This window comes from Amycolatopsis heterodermiae, assembly GCF_034929455.1.
In the GTDB taxonomy this organism is placed as follows: domain Bacteria; phylum Actinomycetota; class Actinomycetes; order Mycobacteriales; family Pseudonocardiaceae; genus Amycolatopsis; species Amycolatopsis heterodermiae.
In genome coordinates this window covers 577,890-598,816 of the sequence record NZ_JAYFSI010000004.1, presented here as the reverse complement: position 1 = coordinate 598,816, position 20,927 = coordinate 577,890, and the positions used below count along the sequence as shown (strand labels likewise).

The window sequence follows — 20,927 nt, the reverse complement described above, 5'->3', positions numbered from 1 at the left end:
ACGGGTTCGAGGGGTGGGTGCCCTCGTTTGGACGTGGTTTGGCGGGGCGCCGGGGCCACGGTCGGTGATCACGGCACGGGGCCATGCCGCGGCTGCCGAGCGTTGCCCCGAGCGCACCGCCGCGGGCGCCCATCTCAGACCTCCAGCGGAACGGGGTCACCACGCGAGACCATCCACGCCACCCTCTAGACCCGGCGACTGCTACCCGCGCTCACCGCCGAGGCCGCGCCCCCGGCCTTCCCAGACCAGGGTCATCACCCGAAACCACTCGTGCCCTGATTCGCACCCGACTGCCCGCCGACTCCTGGCGCCTCCACCCGGTGGCCCTGCCCTGAGCCCACCGCCGCGGGCGCCACTCACGCTTCTATCCACACCCAGCGCCCAGCCGCACGCCGACACCCCTCCGAACCCGGTAAACCCTGCCCGGATCCCCTCCGCCGTGGGCACCCACCGACATCACTCATGCCTGATCCGCGCCCGACCGCCCGCCGACACCTGGCGCCACTCCTCCGCACCCGGTGACCCCGCCCGGAACCCACCACCGCCCAGGCACCCACCCGGCACCCACTCCCACACCCGGCAACCCCCCGCCCGGAACCCAGCACCGCCGGCACCCACCCGACACCACTCGCCCTTCCATCCACACCCAGCGCCCAGCCGCACGCCAACACCCGGCGCCCACTCCCACACCCCCGCCCGAAGCCCACCGCCGCGAGAACCCACCCGGCACCTCCGCGCCCAGCGACCGCTCCCCGAGTCCGCCGCTGCGGGAACCACCTCAGCCCTCCGGCAACCGGGTCACCACCCGAAGCCACTCACCTTCATCCGACCCGACTGTCCCCAGCAGCGGCGGGCGCCTCCTCCGCATCCGGCCACCGCGGCCCCGAGCCCGCCGCCAAGCGGAGCCTCCACCCGAAACCTCGTGCGTGTGCGTGCGCCGCGCGAGACCGCGACCACCACCCGACCGAGCGTCCTTCGAGCGTGCGAACCAGCCGCAACCCGCCACCCAGCGTCCACAGCGGACCCCGATCGGCTGTGACGGCGCCCACATCACCGCGCCATCGCCGTGCCGCCGCCGCAGGTCACGCCGATACCCCCTGCGGCGCCCCGAAAGCCGTCGTCCGTGTGCTCCAGACCACACCGCCGGGTGGCCCTGGCCCCACTCCGGTGTCTGGTCCATCACAGAGGGGAACCCGGAGGTGAGCCGTCCGTCCGAGGCGGGTCTAGCATCCTTGGCATCCACGCTCGATGACCCTTGATCTCGGCATTGCCGCCGTAGTTCGTCCCCAGTGGACCAGCGACGATCAGTGCGGACCTCACCGGTCACCCGGGCACAAGTCAGACGTTGGAGGCCGTTCACCGATGTCCACCACGGCGAGCACTGCCCCGGAGGCAGGGGCGAGCGATCGGGCGGGTGCCTCACGCCGGCAGGGGACCTTCTACCGGGGCGACCCCGGCATGTGGTCCTGGGTGCTGCACCGCATCACCGGCGTGCTCACGTTCTTCTTCCTGTTCGTGCACGTGCTCGACACCGCGCTGGTGCGCGTGTCGCCGAACACCTACGACCAGGTCATCGAGACCTACAAGACCCCGATCGTCAACCTCCTCGAGGTGGGCCTGGTCGGCGCGGTGCTGTTCCACGCGCTCAACGGCATCCGCGTCATGCTGGTCGACTTCTGGTCGAAGGGCCCGAAGCTGCAGAAGGCGATGCTGTGGGTGATCGGCGTGGTCTGGGTCGTCGTGATGGTCCCCGGTGCGTTCTTCATGCTGAAGCGCACCGTCGAAACGCTCTTCGGGGGTAACTGACATGGCCGACCTCGCCCTCGCGAACCCCCGCGCCCCGAAGCGCCCCGCCGCCCGCCGCAGCAACTTCGAGCTCTACAGCTGGCTGTTCATGCGGATCTCCGGCCTCGCGCTGATCATCCTGGTGCTGGGCCACCTGCTGATCATGAACATCCTCGACGGCGGTGTGCACCGGATCAACTGGGGCTTCGTCGCCGGCCGCTGGGCGTCCCCGTTCTGGCAGTTCTGGGACCTGGCGATGCTCTGGCTCGCCGAGATCCACGGCGGCAACGGGCTGCGCACCATCATCGACGACTACGCCCGCAAGGACAGCACGCGGTTCTGGCTGAAGATCCTGCTGTACGTGTCCATGGTCCTGATCCTGGCCGTCGGCACCATGGTGATCTTCACGTTCGACCCGAACATGCCCGCGAACTGAAGCCCGGAGACCTCCCACCATGCAGTTCCACAAGTACGACGTGGTGATCGTCGGCGCCGGTGGCGCCGGGATGCGCGCGGCCATCGAGTCCGGCCAGCGCGCCCGCACCGCGGTCCTCACCAAGCTCTACCCGACCCGGTCCCACACCGGCGCGGCCCAGGGCGGCATGTGCGCCGCGCTGGCGAACGTCGAAGAGGACAACTGGGAGTGGCACACCTTCGACACGATCAAGGGCGGCGACTACCTGGTCGACCAGGACGCCGCGGAGATCATGGCGAAGGAGGCCATCGACGCGGTCCTCGACCTCGAGAAGATGGGCCTGCCGTTCAACCGCACGCCCGAGGGCAAGATCGACCAGCGCCGCTTCGGCGGGCACACCCGTGACCACGGCAAGGCCGCCGTCCGCCGCGCCTGCTACGCCGCGGACCGCACCGGCCACATGATCCTGCAGACGCTCTACCAAAACTGCGTCAAGTACGGCACGGAGTTCTTCAACGAGTTCTACGTGCTCGACCTCGTCACCAGCCCGGACGAGGACGGCAACCCGGTCGCGTCCGGCGTCGTCGCCTACGAGCTGGCCACCGGCGAGCTGCACGTCTTCCAGGCGAAGTCGATCGTGTTCGCCACCGGCGGCGCCGGCAAGATCTTCAAGACGACGTCGAACGCGCACACCCTCACCGGCGACGGTCTCGGCATCATCTTCCGCAAGGGCCTGCCGCTGGAGGACATGGAGTTCTTCCAGTTCCACCCGACCGGCCTCGCCGGCCTGGGCATCCTGATCTCCGAAGCCGTCCGCGGCGAGGGCGGGATCCTGCGCAACGCGTCCGGCGAGCGGTTCATGGAGCGTTACGCCCCCACCATCAAGGACCTCGCGCCGCGCGACATCGTGGCGCGCTCGATGGTGCAGGAAGTGCTGCAGGGGCGCGGGTGCGGGCCGAACAAGGACTACGTCGTCCTGGACGTCACGCACATCCCCGAGGAGACGCTGAACGCGAAGCTCCCGGACATCATGGAGTTCTCCCGGACCTACCTGGGCGTCGACCCGGTGAAGGAGCCGGTGCCGGTGTTCCCGACCTGTCACTACGTGATGGGCGGCATCCCGACCAACATCCACGGCGAGGCGTTGCGGGACAACGAGAACGTGATCCCCGGCCTGTACGCCGCGGGTGAGGTCGCGTGCGTGTCCGTGCACGGTTCGAACCGCCTGGGCACGAACTCGCTGCTGGACATCAACGTCTTCGGCCGCCGGGCCGGCATCGCGGCCGCGGAGTACGCGCTGTCGCACGAGCACGTCGAGCTGCCGGAGAACCCGACCACGGTGGTCGAGGAGCAGCTGGCGGGCCTGCTTTCCGAGCACGGCGACGAGCGCGTCGCCGACATCCGCAAGGAAATGCAGCAGACGATGGACTCGCACGCGTCGGTGTACCGGACCGAGGACACGCTGAAGCAGGCGCTGACCGACATCCAGGCGCTGAAAGCCCGTTACGAGCGAATCACCGTGGCGGACAAGGGCAAGCGGTACAACACCGACCTGCTCGAGGCCGTCGAGCTGGGCTTCCTGCTGGAGCTGGCCGAGGTCCTGGTCATCGGCGCGATCGCGCGCAAGGAGTCCCGCGGCGGCCACGCGCGCGAGGACTACCCGACCCGCGACGACACGAACTTCATGCGGCACACCATGGCGTACAAGCAGGGCACGGCGCTGGCGTCCGACATCCGGCTGGACTACAAGCCGGTTACCTTCACCCGCTACGAACCGATGGAGCGGAAGTACTGATGACCACGGCAACTGAAGCTCCGGCCGCTTCCACGGACTCGGACCACACGCCGATCACCGTCACGCTGAAGATCCTGCGGTTCAACCCGGAGGTCGACACGGAGCCGCACTGGGAGTCGTACGACGTCCCGGCGCAGCGCACCGACCGGCTGCTGAACCTGCTGTTCTACGTCAAGGACTACATCGACGGCACGTTCTCGTTCCGCCGCTCGTGCGCCCACGGCGTGTGCGGTTCGGATGCGATGCAGATCAACGGCATCAACCGCCTGGCGTGCAAGGTCCTGATGAAGGACCTGCTGTCGTCGTCGGGCAAGCCGACGACGATCACGATCGCCCCGATCAAGGGCCTGACGACGTTGAAGGACCTCTACGTCGACATGGACCCGTTCTTCGAGGCGTACCGCGCGATCAAGCCGTACCTGATCACGTACGGGAACGAGCCGACGCGCGAACGCATCCAGTCGCAGGCGGATCGCGACCGGTTCGACGACACGACGAAGTGCATCCTGTGCGCGTGCTGCACGTCTTCGTGCCCGGTGTACTGGAACGACGGCTCGTACTTCGGCCCGGCGGCGATCGTGAACGCCCACCGCTTCATCTTCGACTCCCGCGACGAGGGGGCAGAGGAGCGCCTGGACATCCTGAACGACGGCGAAGGCGTTTGGCGCTGCCGCACAACGTTCAACTGCACGGACGCCTGCCCCCGAGGGATCCAGGTGACCAAGGCGATCCAGGAAGTGAAGCGCGCGCTGCTCTTCAAGCGCGTCTGACGCTCTTCACGCGAGACAGTCCGTGAAGGCCACATTGAGGGACTCAGAGTCCCTCAATGTGGCCTTCACGGCTTTCCGGAGTTATCCACAACAGGCGGGTTATCCACAGCCTGGAGGTTCGGGGCTGGTATCGGTGTCCGTACCGCCGCAAGATCGAAAGATGCCGAAGAGGGGGAGATGGGCTCAGCATCCCGAACTGCTGAAGGAACGCAGTCGAGAAGGGGTGATCCGGGCACTCAGCTTGGAATCTCTCGAAATGAGCAGCAAGGTCATCTATCGCCGGTGTCTTCCCGGCGGCCCGTGGCAGCGGCTGCTCCCGGGGATCATCCTGCTGCACAACACGCAACCGACCGCCCGCGAACGGCTCATCGCGGCGCTGCTCTACGCCGGGCCCCAAAGCATGATCACCGGAGCGGCGGCGTGCCGCCAATACGGCCTCCACGTTCCCGCGGAGTTCGCGGATACCGACGTACACGTGTTGGTGCCACACGGGCGGAAGATCCTCAGCAGCGAATTCGTCACGATCGAACGCACCGCACGACTACCGGGCCCCTGGCTGAGGGACGGCCTTCCGCTCGCGCCGATGGTCCGGGCGACGACCGACACGGTCAGGCGAACCCGGGCCGTCGAACCCATCGGCAGGCTCCTGATCGAAGCGATCCAGCGAGGCCGTTGCTCGCCCGAAGCGATCAGCAGGGAGCTCGACCAAGGCACAAAACGCGGCACCGCCATGCCACGACGTCTCCTTGCGGAATGGGCCGATCTCCGGTCGGTAGCCGAAGCACGGGCCCGGCAGCTGAGCCGACAGCTCCCCGTACCGCCGAGCCACTGGAACTCGGCGATCCACAACGCCGCGGGCGCTTACATCGGCCGCCCGGACGGTTGGTGGGAAGATGTCGCGCTGGCGTGGGAGATCGACTCGGTCGACTTCCACTTCTACCGGGACGGCTACGCCAGAACTCTGCACCGGAACAACCGGTACGCGGCGGCCGGGATCACCGTCGTCCAGACCCTCCCGTCGCGCCTGGAAAGCGACCCCATGGGTGTTCTAGCGGAACTCCGGTCGGCCTACCAGGAAGCCTCGGCTCGCCCGCGTCCTGCGGTTTTCCTTGCGGATGAAGCTGCTTGAAAGCCGTGAAGGCCACATCGAGGGACTCAGAGTCCCTCAATGTGGCCTTCACGGACAACTGAGCGGGAGGGTTAGTGGACTGCGTCCAGGGCGTTGACCAGGCCGTGGCCGTAGTAGGAGTTGTTCTTCGCCGGGCCCGTGCACGTCGCTTCGGTGGTGGAGCACGAAACCGGGTCCGCCTCGCCCGTCAGGACCTTCGCCAGCAGCTGCGGCGGGAGCCAGCGGTACTTCGAAGCGATCAGCGCCGCGACACCCGCCGCGTGGGGGGACGCCATCGACGTGCCGCACTTCGAGCCGTACAGCCCGCCGAAGACCGTCGTCGACAGCGGGCAAGACGGACCCGCGCCGGCGGGCGGGGTCTGCGAGAAGTCGCCGCCGGGGGCCGTGACGTCGATCGAGCCGTAGTTGCTGAACGACGACTTCGTGCCCGCGTAGCCCACCGAGGACACCGTCACCACTCCGTCGATCGCCTTCGGGAGGATGCCGCACGACTTGTCCACCGGGTGGGGGCGGTTCGGGTCCGTGGTCTGCGTTGTCGTGTCGAAGCCCGAGTTGCCCGCGGCCGAGATGTTCAGGACGCCGTGGTGCGTCGAGTACGTGATCGCGCGGCGCACCGCTTCGTACGCCGCCGCGTCGCCCGGTTCGCGCGAGCAGAAGAACATGCCCGGGTCGATGTAGTAGCTGTTGTTCGTCACCGGGAAGCCGTGCTTCGCCGCCCAGACGAAGCCGCAGACCGCCGACTCCGGGAAGATGTAACCGTCGTCGTTGACGACCTTCACCGAGGCCAGGCGCACCCCCGGCGCGATGCCCGTGAAGCCCGCCGCCGGGTCCTTGCCCGCGATCGTGCCCGCCACGTGCGTGCCGTGGTCGGACGTCGTCGGGGCCCACGACGCCGGGGAAGTGTCCGCGGCTCCCGTGATGCAGCCCGCCGATTCCGAAGGAGAAATCGCGGCGCGAAGCGCCGGGTGCGTGGCGTCGATGCCCGAGTCCAGGACGCCGACCGTCACCGAACGGCTGCCCTGGTACTTCTTGTTCGCCTCCGGCGCGTGGATCGCCTTCATGTCCCACTGCTGCGCCGACAGGTTACCCGCGGCGGCCACCGACCGGGTGTCCTCCAGCGTCCGGACCGCGCCCAGCGAGCGAGCGGTCGCGCCCGAAGAAGAAGCTACGTCCTTACCGCCCGAGTAAGCCCGGTAGACGCCGATCTTCTGCTGGAAGTCCGCGTTGCGCGAGCTGGCGATCGCGACGCCGATTTCGCCGTAGTACGCCACCTTCGTGCCGCACTTCGCGGCCAGCTCCTGGTCGACGGCCGACGCGCGCGTGCCCGGCTGGTAGGTGACGACGTACGTGTAGGCCGTGCTCGTGGTGTCACAGGCGACCGGGGCGGCCTCGGCGGCCGGCGCGACGGCCAGCAGGCCACCCCCGACGACCAGCGCCAGCGGAGCCGCCATTCGGCGTAAACGGGACATACCACCTCCATGTTCGGTGGCGTCAACCTAAACCGAGGCGCAACCGGGCGCCACCGACCAAAGTCAGGAAGCGGCCCGTACGCCGCGCCAGCCCAGGAGCCCGATGAGCGTCCCCAGCACGAACGACACGACGGTCAGCACGGCGTGCACCACGAAGTACGCGGTCGCCGAGCCGTCGGCCGCCCACGACTGGTCACTCGCCCACAGGTTCTTCGCGAAGGTGATCCAGATGATCCACGACCAGACGCCGAAGGCCAGCAGGAACCACGACGTGCCCTTGGAAATCCGCATGCCCCTGAGTATGCGCGGGCGCCGGCGACGCTAGATTGCGTGGGTGCACTCCGTCGCCTCCCGGTCGCTCAAGGTCTTCACGACGACGCTCACCGCCGGTCTCCTGGCCATGGGCACGCCGGTCCTCGCGGCCGCCGCGCCGCCGCAGGGAGCGCAGTGCGCGAACCACCAGGCACCGCCGCCCGCGGTCGACACGTCGGAGAAGCCGGCCCCCGGCCGGGTCGCCCCCGCGCCCCTGCCGGTGCCCCAGGCGCCGGTCGGCGGCCCGCGGCTGGCCGAGTGCGGCCTCATCACCCCGAACGGCGCGCTCAACCCGCCGGACGGCAACACCGCCGCGTCCTGGGTGGTGCAGGACCTCGACACCGGCGCGGTCATCGCGGCCAAGGACCCGCACGCCCGGCAGCGGCCGGCGTCGCTGATCAAGACGCTGCTCGCGCTCCTCGTCGTCACCGAGCTGAAGCCCGAGCGCGCGCTCGTCGCGACGAAGGAGGACGCCGAGCAGGAGTGCACCTGCGTCGGCATCGTCGCCGGCGGGAGCTACACCGTCGACCAGCTGCTGCACGGCCTGCTGATGCACTCGGGCAACGACGTCGCGCACGTGTTCGCCACGGCGCTCGGCGGGGTCGACGCCACGGTGACGAAGATGAACGCCCTGGCCGCCCGCATCGGCGCCCTCGACACCCGCGCCGCGACGCCGTCGGGGCTGGACGGGCCGGGCATGTCGACGTCGGCCTACGACCTGAGCCTGATCTTCCACTACGCGATGAAGCAGCCGGAGTTCGCGAAGACCGTCGCGACCAAGGACTTCGAGATCCCGCCGGCCGGGGGCAAACCGGCCATCCCGGTCTACAACGACAACAAGCTGCTCGGCGTCTACCCGGGCTTCCTCGGCGGCAAGACCGGCTTCACCGACGACGCCCGCCACACCTACGTCGGCGCCGCGCAGCAGAAGGGCAAGCGGCTCGCCGTCGTCATGCTGCGGGCCGAGCAGAAGCCCACCAAGGTCGTCGACCAGGCCGGGAAGCTGCTGGACTACGGCTTCGCGCTGGAGGACGACCACGCCGAGCCGGTCGGCCGGATCACCTACCAGTCCCCCGCCACGACGCCCGAGAGCGGCGAGCCGACGATCCTCCCCGACGGCAGCACCGCGACCAACAGCGGCACGTCCACCGCGGCGGCCGCCAAGGACGACCCGTTCGGCGTCACCGGCTGGATCATCACGCTGGTGGTGTTCCTCATCATCGTCGGCGGGTTCGTGGTCGGGCACCAGCGCAAGAAGGCCGCGGGGAACTAGCGGAACGCGGGCCCGGGCTCCGGGGTCACCCTGTCGGTGGCGATCGCGCCGCCGCAGTGCCCGCAGGCCACGTAAGTGTCGGTGATCTCGCCGCAGTCGTTGTGCCGCAACAGGATTGGCGGCCCGTCCGGACCGGCGAGGTGCTTGTCGCCCCACTGCATGAGCGTGACGACGGCGCCGAACAGGTCCCGCCCGGCCTGCGTCAGGTGGTACTCCGGCCGGTCCGGTGTGGACTCGACGCGCTCCAGCACACCCGCCTCCACCAGCGTCTTCAGCCGCGCGGACAACGTCGGGCGCGGGATCGACAGGTTGCGCGCGAACTCGCCGTAGCGCCGGACGCCGAAGAACGACTCCCGCAGGATCAGCAGGCTCCACCGCTCCCCGACCAGGTCGAGCGCCCGGCCGACCGAGTCCGCCGTGAACCGGTGCCGGAGGTCGGTCACAGCGCCAGCACCAGCTTGCCGGTGTTCTCGCCGCGGAACAGCCTGAGCAGCGTCTCCGGGAACTTCGCGATCCCGCCCGTGACGACGTCTTCGCGCGCCTTCAGCCGGCCTTCGCGCACCCAGCCGGCCAGCGCCTCGATCGCCTCGGGGTACCGGTCGGCGTAGTCGGAGAAGACGAACCCGGTCATGGACGCGCGCCGCACCAGCAGCTGCATGTAGTTGGCCGGGCCGCGGGGGCCCTCGGTGCTGTTGTACTGCGAAACCGCGCCGCTCAGGACGATCCGGGCGCCGCGCGCGAGCCGGGCGAGGGCGGCCTCGAGGACGTCACCACCGACGTTGTCGAAGAAGACGTCGATGCCGTCGGGAGCGTGTTCCTTCAGGTCCGCGCGCAGGTTCCCGGCGCGGTGGTCGACGGCGGCGTCGAAGCCGTACTCCTCGACCAGCGTGCGGCACTTCTCCGGCCCGCCGGCGATGCCGACGACGCGGCAGCCGTGGATCTTCGCGAGCTGGCCGGTGACGATGCCGACCGACCCGGCCGCGGCCGACACCACGACGGTCTGGCCCGGCTCCGGGCGGCCGACGTCGAAGAGCCCGAAGTACGCGGTGATCCCGCTGATGCCGAGCGTCCCGAGAAACGTCGGCGCCGGGGCGAGCGAAGTGTCGACGACCTGCACGTCCTTGCCGTCCGAGACGGCGAAGTTCTGCACGCCGAAGGTCCCGAACACGCTCTGGCCGGCCTTGAACCCGGGGTGGTTCGACTCGACGACCTCCGCGATCCCGGCCGCGCGCATGACCTCGCCGATCCCGACCGGCGGCACGTACGACCGGCCCGGGTTCATCCAGGTTCGCATCGCCGGGTCCAGCGAGAGGTACTTGACCTCGACGAGGAACTCGCCGTCACCGGGCGCCGGGACGGCGTCCTCGGTGTACTGCCAGTCCTCGTCCTTCGGCAGGCCGGACGGCCGGGCGGCGAGGCGGTACTGGGCGTTGACGGGCACGGGACTCCTCAGAACTGTTCGGTGCGGGCCGGGACGCCCAGCAGCAGCTTGCCGGACAGCTCGAAGCTGGCCGGGTTGACCTGGAAGTGCGCGGTGGCGGTGTGGGCGTCGCGGAACCGGCGCTGCAGCGGCGACGTCTCGTAGATCGCCGCGCCGCCGGCGAGGTCGTACATGCTGTCCGCGACCTTCGCGGCGGTGCGCGTCGCGTGCGTGGCGGCCAGCCGGAGGCCGAGCTTGAGACTGTCCGGCACCGGGTCGGTGCCCTGCGCGGCCTGCCAGGCGTCGTCGATGCTCGCGTAGTAGAACAGCCGGGCCGCGCGCAGAGCGGCTTCGGCCTCCGCGACGGCGGCCTGGGTCTGCGACCGCTCGGCCAGCGACCGGCTGGAGCCGAGCGGTTTGCGCGTCGAGGCGAGCTCGACCAGGTCGTCGATCGCGCCGCGCGCGTTGCCCAGCGCGGCCGCGGCGACGGACAGCGCGAAGTACCCGAAGAGCGGGAACCGGTGCAGCGCAACGGCTTCCTCGGGCGGCCCGCCCATCACCGAGAAGACGCGGTGGTCGGGGACGAACAGGTCGTCGGCCACGCAGTCGTGGCTGCCGGTGCCGCGCAGGCCGTTGGTGTGCCAGGTGTCGAGCACCTCGATCTCCGCCTTCGGCAACGCGGCGACGTACAACGCGCTCTCGTGCACGAACCCGGCGAAAAGCCAGTCGCAGTGCGGGATTCCGCTGCAGAACGGCCAGCGGCCGGAGACGACGTAACCGCCGTCGACCTTCTTTCCGGCCCCCCGCGGCGCCCAGACGCCGGCCGCGACCGTGCGCGGGTCGCCGAAGACCTCCTCGGCGCACTTCCGCGGGGCGTAGGCCGAGAGCAGGCTGCTCGTCACGGCGATCGAGACGCACCAGCCGGCCGACGCGTCGCCGCGCGCGACCGTCTCCGCCGTCTCGAGGCTGACGGCGGGCGTCGCTTCGGGGCCGCCGAGGTAACCGGGCACGCCGCTGCGCAGGAGCTGGGCGTCGGTCAGCTTCGCGACGAGCTCGGCCGGCAGCGCGCGGTTCCGCTCGGTGACCGGCGCGAGCGTCTTGGCGAGGGCGGCACACTCGCGGGCGGCGTCCAGCATGAAACCTCCGGTTCAGAATTCTTACCGGTTCAGTTTCTTTACCGACCTGCTCGCTGTCAAGACTTGCGACGGCCACCCAGCCACGCGAGCAGCGCCCCGGCGCTGAACGCGCCCGCGACGGCGCCGAGGCCCGGCCCGCGCTGCACGGTGACGTTCTGCTCGAGCCGCACCGGCACCGGCGGCGCGATGACCTTGCGCTGGTTCTCCTTGGCCGTCGCGGTCCACGCCGTGACGAGCAGGAGGAAGCGCGAGACGAAGTTGGCGAACACGAGCAGGCCGATGACCGGGCCGAACAGCGCGAACGCCGGCGACTTCGTGACGCTGGCCAGGTAGAACGTGGCGGCCTGCTGCAGGATGACGAACCCGATGGAGGCGAACACCGCACCCTTGACGGCGCTGCGCAGCGCGACGCGTTCGCGCGGCAGGCGCGCGATGACCCAGAGGAAGACGAGGGTGTTGGCGGCCAGGCCGAGCACGATGGTCGCGATGCGGAGCAGGACCTTCGCCCAGGTCTCGTCCGCCAGCCCGACGAGCCCGAGCAGGAAGTTCCCGACACCGCCGCCGATCGCGGTCAGCGCGAAGGAGACGACGAGCGCGACACCCAGCCCGACCAGCGCGACAAGGTCCTTGAGCGTCTGCTTGACGAACGGCTGCGGCTGCTTCTCCTGACCCCACTGCGCGGTGAGCGCGTCGCGCAGGTTCGCCATCCAGCCGATGCCGGAGTAGAGCGCGATGAGCAGGCCGAAGATCCCGATGCCGCTGCCGGCGCCGATCGCGGCGTCCACGATGCCCTGGACGAGGCTGCGCAGGCCCGAGGGCACCGAGTCGTTGATGCTGCTCTTGATCTGGTTGATGACGGCCGGGTCGTGGTTGACGACCAGCCCGACCACGGCGAAGGCGACCATCAGGATCGGGATGACCGACAGGACGCTGAAGTAGGTGATGGCGGCCGCGTAGTGGTTGCCGTACCGCTCGGTGAAGGCCTCGTTCGCCCGGATCAGGTGATCGAGCCACGGGTACTTCCGCCGCAGCCGCGGCAGGAGCTTTTCCTTCGTTTCTTCGTTCGCCACCGTGAAACGCTAACCACGCCGGGTGACTCCCGCAACGCGAGCGGTCTGCGTGAGGGAGGCGAGAAGGGCCTGGTAGGTCAGATCTTGATCACCGGCAGGCTCGCCGCCCGCCGCTCGGCACAGAACTCAGGTCTCCCCCAGGGTTGACGCAAACCCGATCTTCGCCGGGCCCCCGGCGTTTCGCTCGCGAACTTCGCGTCCGCACCCCGCCAAGCCGTCCGAGCCTGCCGGGCGTCCGCAAACTCGCAGGTGAGGAACGTGCAGGCCGTTGTCCACACCCCCCGGCAGATGTGGACAACCGCACACCCGAGCAGCGCAAAAGCCGGGATTGTCGGCAGCCACCGATAAACTGGACACGGGGCAGCCCCCCAGGAGAGGGCGGGGGCGGGGCTTGATGCGGGCTGGGCTGGGCTCGGCGCGGGCTGGGCTGGACTTGGCGCGGGCGGGCCCTGTTGCAGGTGGGGCTCTGTGCCGGCACGGGGACCCGGCCATTGCACGGGGCGAGCCGCGCGTCGTTGCAGCTTGGGCCCTGTGCCGGGCACCGGGCCCGCCATTGCGTGGGGCGAGCCGCGCGCGTCACCGCACCGGCGGCAGGAAACCGATCCGCTGGTACGTCTTCGCCAGCGTCTTCGACGCCACCTCGCGCGCACGTTCGGCGCCCGCCGCGAGGACCTTGTCCAGCTCGGTCACATCGTCCAAATAGGACTTGACCCGGTCCTGGATCGGCGTCACCCAGTCGACGAAGGCCTCGCCGAGGTCCTTCTTCAGGTCGCCGTACCCCTTGCCCTCGTAGGCGGCTTCGAGGTCCGGGATCGTGCGCTCGGTGAGGGCCGAGTAGATCGTCAGCAGGTTCGAGACACCCGCCTTGTTCTCGGCGTCGAACACGACCTCGCGGCCGGTGTCGGTGACCGCCGAGCGGATCTTCTTCGCCGAGCGCTTCGGGTCTTCGAGCAGCTCGACGAGACCGTTCGCGGTGGAGGCCGACTTGCTCATCTTGCTCGTCGGGTCCTGCAGGTCGTAGATCTTCGCCGTGTCCTTGATGATGTACGGCTCCGGCACGACGAACGTCTTGCCCAGCCGGTTGTTGAAGCGCTGCGCGAGGTCACGCGTCAGCTCCAGGTGCTGGCGCTGGTCCTCGCCGACCGGGACGGCGTCCGCCTGGTAGAGCAGGATGTCCGCGGCCTGCAGGATCGGGTACGTGAACAGGCCGACGCTGGAGCGGTCCGAGCCCTGCTTCGCGGACTTGTCCTTGAACTGCGTCATCCGGCCGGCCTCGCCGAAGCCGGTCTGGCACTCCAGGACCCAGCTCAGCTGGGCGTGCTCCGGCACGTGGCTCTGCACGAACAGGGCGCTGCGCTGCGGGTCGATGCCGATGGCGAGCAGCTGCGCGGCCGAGACGCGGGTGCGCTGGCGCAGCACCTTCGGGTCCTGCTCGACGGTGATCGCGTGGAGGTCGACCACGCAGTAGAACGTCTCGTGCGTGTCCTGCATCCGCACCCACTGGCGCAGCGCGCCGAGGTAGTTGCCGAGGTGGAACGAGTCGGCGGTCGGCTGGATCCCGGACAGGACCCGCGGGCGGCGGGCGGCTGCGATCTGCTCTTCGGACACGCGAGGATTCTTCCAGGCCGCGGCGCACCGACGGCGCCGAGGGGCCTCAGGCGTGCGGGTGCGGGGCCAGGAACGGGCGCGTCGGGGCCGCGTCGGGCTCGGACAGCACGGCCTCCGCCAGCGCCGTCACCGGGCCGGTGACCTCCGGGACGACCGGAACGGCCTCGACGATCTCGGCGGTCGAGCGGGTCTTGCGGCGCTGGCGCAGCACACCCAGCGTCATCCCGACGATGCCGAGCGCGACAGCGACCAGGCCGACCGGGCCCAGCACACCGAAGCTGTCGGTGTTGGTGTCGGCCTGCGCGGTCGTGACGTCGGCCAGCGCGACCCCTCCCGCGGCCAGCAGGCCGGCCGGGACGAGCGCGATGACCGCGACCGCGCGGAACCCGCGCAGCGTGGATCGCATCAGGAGTTGACCTGGGTTGCGCACCGGAGTGCCTCCCGCGAGTGACGAGCGAGACGCTCACCCATACGAGTGAGACGCTGCGTGCTACTGGTCAAAAAACTACCGAGCGTGTCAAGGCCTGGTGGGCCGTTGGACTCGGGGGCCGAGACTAGCGCCCACCAGTGACCACGATCCGGGCACCCCCAGGGTTCACATCGATCACCCGAACGGTGTTGCGGAAGACGGAACGCTTATACCCAAAGTAGAGCCTGACTGATCGTTGTCCGGCGATTGGTCACCCATTCACCGTAGTGACACCTCACGTTCTGCCATTTGACGCAGTTCACGCTGCTCCGATCGCGGCCTCTTCGCTTCGACCCCGTTTCACCCGTTGGTGATTGGTCTATACCTCTTGGTGTAGCTCGTAAGAAATTCACCGGCTTGGTCGGACCGCGCACGACCGGGCATGACAGCAGAGGAGTCCCGCATGTCGTTCCCCCGGTTCCTGAAGCGCGCCGGAGTGGCGGTGGGCGCACTCGCCGCCACCGCCGCGGCCGTCGTGCTCCCCACCACGACCGCGTCCGCCGCACCGTCCACTTCGGACGCTTCCTTCGTGGTCAGCGAGGCCCAGTTCGACCAGATCTTCCCGGGCCGCAACAGCTTCTACACCTACAGCGGCCTGACCGCGGCGCTCGACGCGTACCCCGGCTTCGCGAACACCGGTGACGACACCGTGAAGAAGCAGGAAGCGGCGGCGTTCCTGGCGAACGTCAACCACGAGACCGGCGGTCTCGTCTACGTCGTCGAGCAGAACACCGCGAACTACCCGCACTACTGCGACACCAGTCAGTCCTACGGCTGCCCGGCGGGCACCGCGGCCTACTACGGCCGCGGCCCGATCCAGCTCAGCTGGAACTTCAACTACAAGGCCGCCGGCGACTCGCTCGGCATCGACCTGCTGAACAACCCGTACCTGGTCGAGCAGGACGCGGCCGTCGCGTGGAAGACCGGGCTCTGGTACTGGAACACGCAGACCGGCCCGGGCACGATGACGCCGCACGACGCGATGGTCAACCAGCGCGGCTTCGGCGAGACGATCCGCAGCATCAACGGGTCCATCGAGTGCAACGGCGGCAACCCGGCCCAGGTGCAGAGCCGGGTCGACAAGTACACGCAGATCACCGGGATCCTCGGCGTCCCGACGGGTGACAACCTTTCCTGCTGACCTCCGGCTCGTCGCACAGGGCCTCCCCCATCCGGGGAGGCCCTGTGCGCGTTCACGGGGTGTCGTACTCCCGGAGCAGCTTGCGCAGGACGTCGTCGAGCAGCCCGAGTTCCTTGCCCCGCAACGAAGAGAGCAGCTCGGTGACGTTCGCGGTGTGCTCGGTCATCGCGGCGTCGACGACCTCGAAACCCCGGTCCGTCAAGCGGATCCGGAAACTGCGGCGGTCGTTCGGATCGAGCGTGCGCTCGACGAACCCGGCGGCTTCGAGCCGGTCGAGACGGCTCGTCATGCCGGCGCGGGACATCATCAGCGTCGCGGACAGCTCCGACGGAATCAGCGTGTAGGGCTTCCCCGAACGGCGGAGCGCGGCCAAGACGTCGAACTCCCCGCGTTGCAGGCCGAACTTGCCGAAGACGCGCTCCTGCGCCGGGCCGAGCACCAGGCTCAGGCGGCCGAGCCGGCCGGCGACGCCGATGGCGGTCAGATCGAGGTCGGGGCGTTCGCGGGCCCACGCCGACACCACGGCGTCGACGGCGTCTTCGTCAGTCACTCGGGCAGTCTATTCGCTCCCAGATAGTTTGACAGCGAACTATCAGCCATGGAACCATCTCGGCATGACAACCTTGCTGGTACGCCACGACGAAGCCGAGCAGCTCGGCACCACGCCCGACACGATGACGCTGCTCGCCGACGTCTCCCAGACGGGCGGGCACCTGAGCACCAACCGCGCCTGCCTGAGCCGCGGGCGCGACGGCGCGACCCCGCACTTCCACACCTCGTCGGCGGAGATGTTCTTCATGCTCGACGGGGAGCTGGAGGTGCTGCAGGGCGAGGAGGTGGTGACGGTGCGGACGGGCGACATGCTGTTCGTGCCGCCGCACACGACGCACGCCTTCGGCGCGACGTCGCGGTCCGGCGCGGACGTGCTGATCGTGTTCACGCCGGGCGTCGAGCGCTTCGAGTACTTCCGGATGATCGACCGGATCCGGCGCGGCGAGGCGTCACCGGCGGAGATCCTGGCGTCGCAGGAACGCTTCGACAACCACTTCGTCGACAGCGAGACCTGGCGGACGGCCCGCGCGGCCTAGATGTCGTAGGTGGCGGTGACCGGCGCGTGGTCGGACCAGCGCTGGTCGTAGGCCGCGGCCCGCTCGACGACGACGTCCACGACCTTCTCGGCGAGGCCGGGGGTGGCGAGCTGGCAGTCGATGCGCCAGCCGGAGTCGTTGTCGAAGGCCTGGCCACGGTAGGACCACCAGGTGTAGGGGCCGGGGCCTTCGGGGTCGAGGCGGCGCTGGACGTCGGTGTAGCCGGCCTCGGTGTAGACCCGGCCGAGCCATTCGCGTTCCTCGGGCAGGAAGCCGGAGTTCTTGCGGTTGCCGCGCCAGTTCTTCAGGTCGGCGTTGTCGTAGGCGATGTTCCAGTCCCCGACGACGACCACTTCCCGCCCACCGGCGGCGGCCTTCGCGCGAAGCTCGACGAGGTAGGGCAGGAACGCGGCCATGAAGCGCTCCTTCTCGTCCTGACGCTCGGTGCCGACATCCCCACTGGGCAGGTAAAGACTCGCGACGACGACCTTCGGCAGGTGGACTTCGAGGTACCGCCCGCTGTCCTCGAACTCAGGCTCCCCGAACCCGATCCGGACCTCGTCGGGCTCAACGCGGCTGTAGATGGCGACGCCATTGCGGCCCTTGGCGGCGGAGGGAGCGTGCATCGCGAACCAGCCATCGGGGTCGACAACATCCGCGGGAAGCTGCTCCGCGGTGGCGCGCACCTCCTGGCAGCAGACGACATCGGCCTTGGTGGCGGCAAGCCACTCGACAAAGCCCTTTTTGGCGGCGGCACGAAGGCCGTTGACGTTCACGGTGGAGACGGTCAGCACGAACAGCACGCTACCGGCCGGGGGTGTGGGGGTTGCGGGGCCGGGGTGGGGTGTGCGGGGTTTGGCGCAGGGAGCGACCGGGCGCGCGGTGTTGGCGGTCGCGGGCGTGGCGGGCCGTTGGGTGCGGCGCAGCTTTGGCCGCCGCGGGTATGGCGCGCCACCAGGGACCGCGCGGTGTTGGGGGCGGCGGCCGTTGCGGGGCGTTGGGTGGGCGGGCTTGCGGTGTGGTCTGGGCGGCGAAAACTGGGCGAGCGGCGGCGGCCGCTCTGTCAGACTGCCGTGCATGAGTCAGCTGACGGTGCTCGGTAGTTGTGGGGCGTTTCCGGAGCCTGGGCGGGCTTGCGCCGGGTTTTTGCTCGAGCACGACGGGTTTCGCGTGGTGCTGGACCTTGGGTTCGGCGCTGCCTCGCGGTTGTTCGCGCACAGCCGGGATCGGCTGCCCGATGCCGTTGTCGTGACGCACGAACATCCCGACCACTGTGCGGACGTGAGTGCGCTCGGGCGGGCCTGGCACTTCACCGTGCAGGATCGGTCGTCTGAGCGGCCGCGGCTGCCGTTGCACTGCACGCCCGGTACCGTCCGGCGGCTCGAAGCGCTTGAGCCGCGGCCGGATCCGGGTGAGCTTTTCGAGGTGCACGACCTCGGCGAGCCGGCGACGCTCGGACCGTTCCGGCTGACGACGTTCGCGCTGCCGCACCACCTGCCGAACTTCGGGGTGCGGCTCAGCGCGCCCGGGCTGACGGTGGCGTACACCGGCGACACGGGACCGTCGCCGGTGCTGGCGGACCTGGGCCGCGACGCGGACCTGCTCATCAGCGACGCCACCCACCGGACGCCACCCGACGGCCCCCGCTTCCTGCTGACCGCCACGGAGGCAGGCCACTGGGCAGCCGCCGCCGGCGCCCGGCGGCTGCTGCTCACCCATTTCTGGCCGGGCACCGACCGAGCCGCGGCGGCCGCCGAAGCCCGCGCCGAGTTCGACGGCGAGGTGCTGGTCGCGGAGGAGGATCTCACCGTCGTGCTCTGACCCCCGTCAGGGCACGGTCCCCGGGCTCGATCCTCCTCCGGACGACTCGCATCGCCGCCGATCACCAGCGCAGCCGCGAAGAGGCGACGGAAGTGCGCTCCCCTGAGCTGCACTCCGCCCCCCGACGACGCGGCACCGCGGCCGACGACGAGCCACACGGCCGAACCGCGCGCAACGCTCCCCAGCACGACGCGCCCCCTGGCCACCACTCGACTACGCCGCCCGAACTCCCCGCACGATGCGCTCCCTAGCCCGGCCACTCGGCGACACCGCCGCGCTCCCAGCACGATGCGTCCCCTGGCCACCACTCGGCTACGCCGCCCGCGCTCCCCAGCACGGTGCACAGCCCCGTGGCCCGGCGTTCAGCCCAACGCGTAGGCCTCCCCCGCGTACAGCCGCTCAGCCGGCTCACACGCCCGCGGAACTCCCCCTGGAGACTCCGCGGACACCGCCGCCGCCGTGGCGCACCCCACCGCTCAACCAACCCCTCCCCTCGCCGACCTGCACCTCCCGACGGGATCAGTTCTAGCAGCGACCACCGACAAAAACGCGCCTTGACCCAGAAAGCTATGGGTCGTAGCTTTAAAGCTATGGAACGTAGCCATGTCGCCTAGAGCCGGGCTCACCACCACAGCCGTCGTCGACCTCGCACTCGAGATCGTCGACGAAGGTGGCCCCAACGACCTCACCATCGCCAAAGTCGCCGAGCGGGCCGGCGTTGCCGCGCCCTCGCTCTACAAGCACGTCAAGAACCTCGGGGACCTGCGGCGGCTCATCGACCTGCGGGTCGTCCAGGAGATGGCCGATGCCCTGCGCACCTCGGCCACCGGCCGCCAAGGTGCGGACGCCGTCGCCGCCCTCGCCGATGCCTATCGCGACTACCTGCGGAAACACCCGCACCGGACCGCCGCTCTGAGCACCGATCCCGATCGGGGTGACGCCGAGCTGAGCACCGCCACCCACGCCGTCGCCGAGGTCGTCTTCGCCGTGCTGAGGCCCTACGGCTTCGACCACGCGCGGGCCGTGCACGCGACGCGCTGTCTTCGGGCGGCCGTGCACGGCTTCGCCGGGCTCGAAGCCTCCGGCGGGTTCGGGCGGCCCGAGGACGTCGGCGAGAGCTTCGAAGTCCTCAAGACCATGCTCATCCAAGGCCTGGAAAACCTTACACAGAAGGAAAAAGAACGATGACCTTCATCATCGCCGTACTGCTGTTCACCGTCGGGCTGGGTGTGCTCGACGCCCGTTTCCCCTGGACGGAGGCCCGCAGATGATCGCCGGGCACTTCGGGCTCGCGGCCGCCGTCAAGGCCGGCCGCCCGGCCATTCCCGTGTGGACGCTCATGCTCGCCACCGCGTGGCTGGACGTCGTGTTCGTGCCGCTCTACCTGACCGGCGTCGAGACGATCGACGGCGAGGGGTACGGCGGCGGCGTGATCCACGCCGACTACACGCACTCCCTCGTCGGCGCGCTCGTGCTCGCGGCGCTGTTCGGCGCCGTCGCCGCGTGGCGGCTCGGCCGGGAAGCCGGCCTGGTCCTCGGCGCCGTCGTGTTCTCGCACTGGCTGCTCGACCTCGTCGTGCACCGCGCGGACCTGCCGATCCTGCCCGGCAACGCCGGCGACCTGCCGACGTTCGGGTTCGGGCTCTGGCGGCTGCCCGCCGTCTCGGCCGTCGTCGAGCTGCTGATGCTGGCCGTCGGCATCGGCCTCTACTGGCGCGCGGCGGCCAAGCGCGACCCGAAGCGCGCGCGGGTGCTGGGGCTGACCGCCGCGCTGTGCGGGGTCATCACCCTCGGCACCGACCTCCTGGGGGTGTGAGTCAGCAGGCGGACCCCTCGACCGGCGCGGTGAACGCGGCGGCGACCCACTTGTCGTCGGCCACCTTCCGGAAGCCGTTCTGCACGCCCGGCAGGGCGTCGAACTGCGAGTCACGCAGGTACTTCCCGACGATCTTCGCGTTGCCGTCGGCGGTCTCACGGGCGTTGAGGACGTCGGCGGTCACCGTGACCTTGCATCCGGTGGCCGAAGCGCCCGACGCCTGCTTGTCCGTGTTCAGCGCGTAGATGACGATGACCGCGACGATGGCACCGAGGATCATCAGCGTTTTCTTCGACATAACGAGGACCACGCCTTCCTTCACCACGAATCCCGTCCTGCGCCAAGGGTAGGCAATCCTTTACCCAGACGAACAGCGCCGGGCGGCCTAACCACCCGTAGGCGCCAACCAA

The 20,927-nt window shown here is 69.7% G+C and carries 22 protein-coding genes; 11 read left to right on the top strand and 11 right to left on the bottom strand.

Annotation, left to right across the window (positions count from 1 at the left end):
* Nucleotides 1-1,362 precede the first annotated feature (1,362 nt).
* The 5 genes from sdhC to VA596_RS21920 all read left to right on the top strand — a co-directional run bounded on the left by sdhC (nt 1,363) and on the right by VA596_RS21920 (nt 5,894).
* Entirely contained in the window at nt 1,363-1,806 is a 444-nt protein-coding gene (gene sdhC, locus VA596_RS21940; RefSeq protein WP_285456018.1) for a succinate dehydrogenase, cytochrome b556 subunit, read from the top strand.
* 1 nt (nt 1,807) lies between these two features.
* The gene (locus tag VA596_RS21935) at nt 1,808-2,221 is read left to right on the top strand and encodes a succinate dehydrogenase hydrophobic membrane anchor subunit (protein ID WP_247060758.1); all 414 of its coding nucleotides are present in this window, start codon (nt 1,808-1,810) and stop codon (nt 2,219-2,221) included.
* Nucleotides 2,222-2,240: 19 nt separating this feature from the next.
* On the top strand, nt 2,241-3,995 hold the full coding sequence (gene sdhA / locus VA596_RS21930; RefSeq protein ID WP_323329666.1) for a succinate dehydrogenase flavoprotein subunit: 1,755 nt from the start codon (nt 2,241-2,243) through the stop codon (nt 3,993-3,995).
* Nucleotides 3,995-4,765, top strand: coding sequence for a succinate dehydrogenase iron-sulfur subunit (locus VA596_RS21925; RefSeq protein WP_323329665.1), 771 nt, complete (start codon nt 3,995-3,997; stop codon nt 4,763-4,765). The genes sdhA and VA596_RS21925 overlap by 1 nt, the downstream gene beginning before the upstream one ends.
* A gap of 256 nt (nt 4,766-5,021) precedes the next feature.
* Entirely contained in the window at nt 5,022-5,894 is an 873-nt protein-coding gene (locus VA596_RS21920) for a hypothetical protein (protein WP_323329664.1), read from the top strand.
* Nucleotides 5,895-5,965: 71 nt separating this feature from the next.
* Here the strand turns inward: VA596_RS21920 and VA596_RS21915 are convergent, their stop codons facing one another.
* Together VA596_RS21915 and VA596_RS21910 are read right to left on the bottom strand one after the other, a co-directional pair.
* Nucleotides 5,966-7,363 carry a S8 family peptidase gene (locus VA596_RS21915; RefSeq protein ID WP_323329663.1) on the bottom strand — a complete coding sequence of 466 codons (1,398 nt, stop codon included), beginning with the start codon at nt 7,361-7,363 and terminating at the stop codon, nt 5,966-5,968.
* Nucleotides 7,364-7,426: 63 nt separating this feature from the next.
* Nucleotides 7,427-7,654, bottom strand: coding sequence for an SCO4848 family membrane protein (locus tag VA596_RS21910; RefSeq protein ID WP_323329662.1), 228 nt, complete (start codon nt 7,652-7,654; stop codon nt 7,427-7,429).
* A gap of 43 nt (nt 7,655-7,697) precedes the next feature.
* Between VA596_RS21910 and VA596_RS21905 the strand changes: the two genes are divergently transcribed.
* Entirely contained in the window at nt 7,698-8,948 is a 1,251-nt protein-coding gene (locus VA596_RS21905) for a D-alanyl-D-alanine carboxypeptidase family protein (protein WP_323329661.1), read from the top strand.
* Here the strand turns inward: VA596_RS21905 and VA596_RS21900 are convergent.
* From VA596_RS21900 to VA596_RS21875, 6 genes are all read right to left on the bottom strand, one after another.
* Complete coding sequence (locus VA596_RS21900) at nt 8,945-9,391, bottom strand: winged helix-turn-helix transcriptional regulator (protein WP_323329660.1); 447 nt, start codon at nt 9,389-9,391, stop codon at nt 8,945-8,947. The two genes, VA596_RS21905 and VA596_RS21900, sit on opposite strands and share 4 nt — an antisense overlap.
* Nucleotides 9,388-10,389 carry an NADP-dependent oxidoreductase gene (locus VA596_RS21895; protein WP_323329659.1) on the bottom strand — a complete coding sequence of 334 codons (1,002 nt, stop codon included), beginning with the start codon at nt 10,387-10,389 and terminating at the stop codon, nt 9,388-9,390. Before VA596_RS21895 ends, VA596_RS21900 begins: the two co-directional genes overlap by 4 nt.
* Before the next feature lie 8 nt (nt 10,390-10,397).
* Nucleotides 10,398-11,504, bottom strand: coding sequence for an acyl-CoA dehydrogenase family protein (locus VA596_RS21890; RefSeq protein WP_323329658.1), 1,107 nt, complete (start codon nt 11,502-11,504; stop codon nt 10,398-10,400).
* 56 nt (nt 11,505-11,560) lie between these two features.
* Nucleotides 11,561-12,574 (bottom strand): inner membrane protein YhjD, encoded by a 1,014-nt coding sequence (yhjD, locus tag VA596_RS21885; RefSeq protein ID WP_323329657.1) that lies wholly within the window; start codon nt 12,572-12,574, stop codon nt 11,561-11,563.
* Between the two features lie 576 nt (nt 12,575-13,150).
* Nucleotides 13,151-14,182 carry a tryptophan--tRNA ligase gene (gene trpS, locus VA596_RS21880; protein ID WP_323329656.1) on the bottom strand — a complete coding sequence of 344 codons (1,032 nt, stop codon included), beginning with the start codon at nt 14,180-14,182 and terminating at the stop codon, nt 13,151-13,153.
* Nucleotides 14,183-14,228: 46 nt separating this feature from the next.
* A complete protein-coding gene (locus VA596_RS21875; protein ID WP_323329655.1) occupies nt 14,229-14,588 on the bottom strand; it encodes a hypothetical protein in 360 nt (119 codons plus the stop codon).
* Nucleotides 14,589-15,054: 466 nt separating this feature from the next.
* On the opposite strand from VA596_RS21875, the gene VA596_RS21870 reads away from it, so the two are divergent.
* On the top strand, nt 15,055-15,792 hold the full coding sequence (locus tag VA596_RS21870; protein WP_323329654.1) for a chitinase: 738 nt from the start codon (nt 15,055-15,057) through the stop codon (nt 15,790-15,792).
* 52 nt (nt 15,793-15,844) lie between these two features.
* Here the strand turns inward: VA596_RS21870 and VA596_RS21865 are convergent, their stop codons facing one another.
* Entirely contained in the window at nt 15,845-16,342 is a 498-nt protein-coding gene (locus tag VA596_RS21865) for a MarR family winged helix-turn-helix transcriptional regulator (RefSeq protein ID WP_323329653.1), read from the bottom strand.
* Nucleotides 16,343-16,406: 64 nt separating this feature from the next.
* Here VA596_RS21865 and VA596_RS21860 point away from each other — a divergent pair, with 64 nt between their 5' ends.
* On the top strand, nt 16,407-16,880 hold the full coding sequence (locus tag VA596_RS21860) for a cupin domain-containing protein (protein WP_323329652.1): 474 nt from the start codon (nt 16,407-16,409) through the stop codon (nt 16,878-16,880).
* Here the strand turns inward: VA596_RS21860 and VA596_RS21855 are convergent.
* Nucleotides 16,877-17,683, bottom strand: a complete 807-nt coding sequence (locus VA596_RS21855) for an exodeoxyribonuclease III (protein ID WP_323329651.1) — start codon at nt 17,681-17,683, stop codon at nt 16,877-16,879. The genes VA596_RS21860 and VA596_RS21855 overlap by 4 nt on opposite strands.
* Before the next feature lie 274 nt (nt 17,684-17,957).
* On the opposite strand from VA596_RS21855, the gene VA596_RS21850 reads away from it, so the two are divergent.
* The 3 genes from VA596_RS21850 (at nt 17,958) to VA596_RS21840 (ending at nt 20,517) form a co-directional block, all read left to right on the top strand.
* Nucleotides 17,958-18,701, top strand: a complete 744-nt coding sequence (locus VA596_RS21850) for an MBL fold metallo-hydrolase (protein ID WP_323329650.1) — start codon at nt 17,958-17,960, stop codon at nt 18,699-18,701.
* 603 nt (nt 18,702-19,304) lie between these two features.
* A complete protein-coding gene (locus VA596_RS21845) occupies nt 19,305-19,889 on the top strand; it encodes a TetR/AcrR family transcriptional regulator (protein ID WP_323329649.1) in 585 nt (194 codons plus the stop codon).
* 79 nt (nt 19,890-19,968) lie between these two features.
* Nucleotides 19,969-20,517: a permease gene (locus VA596_RS21840; RefSeq protein ID WP_323329648.1), complete on the top strand. Its 549-nt coding sequence runs from the start codon at nt 19,969-19,971 to the stop codon at nt 20,515-20,517.
* Between the two features lies 1 nt (nt 20,518).
* Here VA596_RS21840 and VA596_RS21835 read toward each other — a convergent pair whose 3' ends face one another.
* Nucleotides 20,519-20,815, bottom strand: a complete 297-nt coding sequence (locus VA596_RS21835; RefSeq protein WP_323329647.1) for an SH3 domain-containing protein — start codon at nt 20,813-20,815, stop codon at nt 20,519-20,521.
* Nucleotides 20,816-20,927 lie beyond the last annotated feature (112 nt).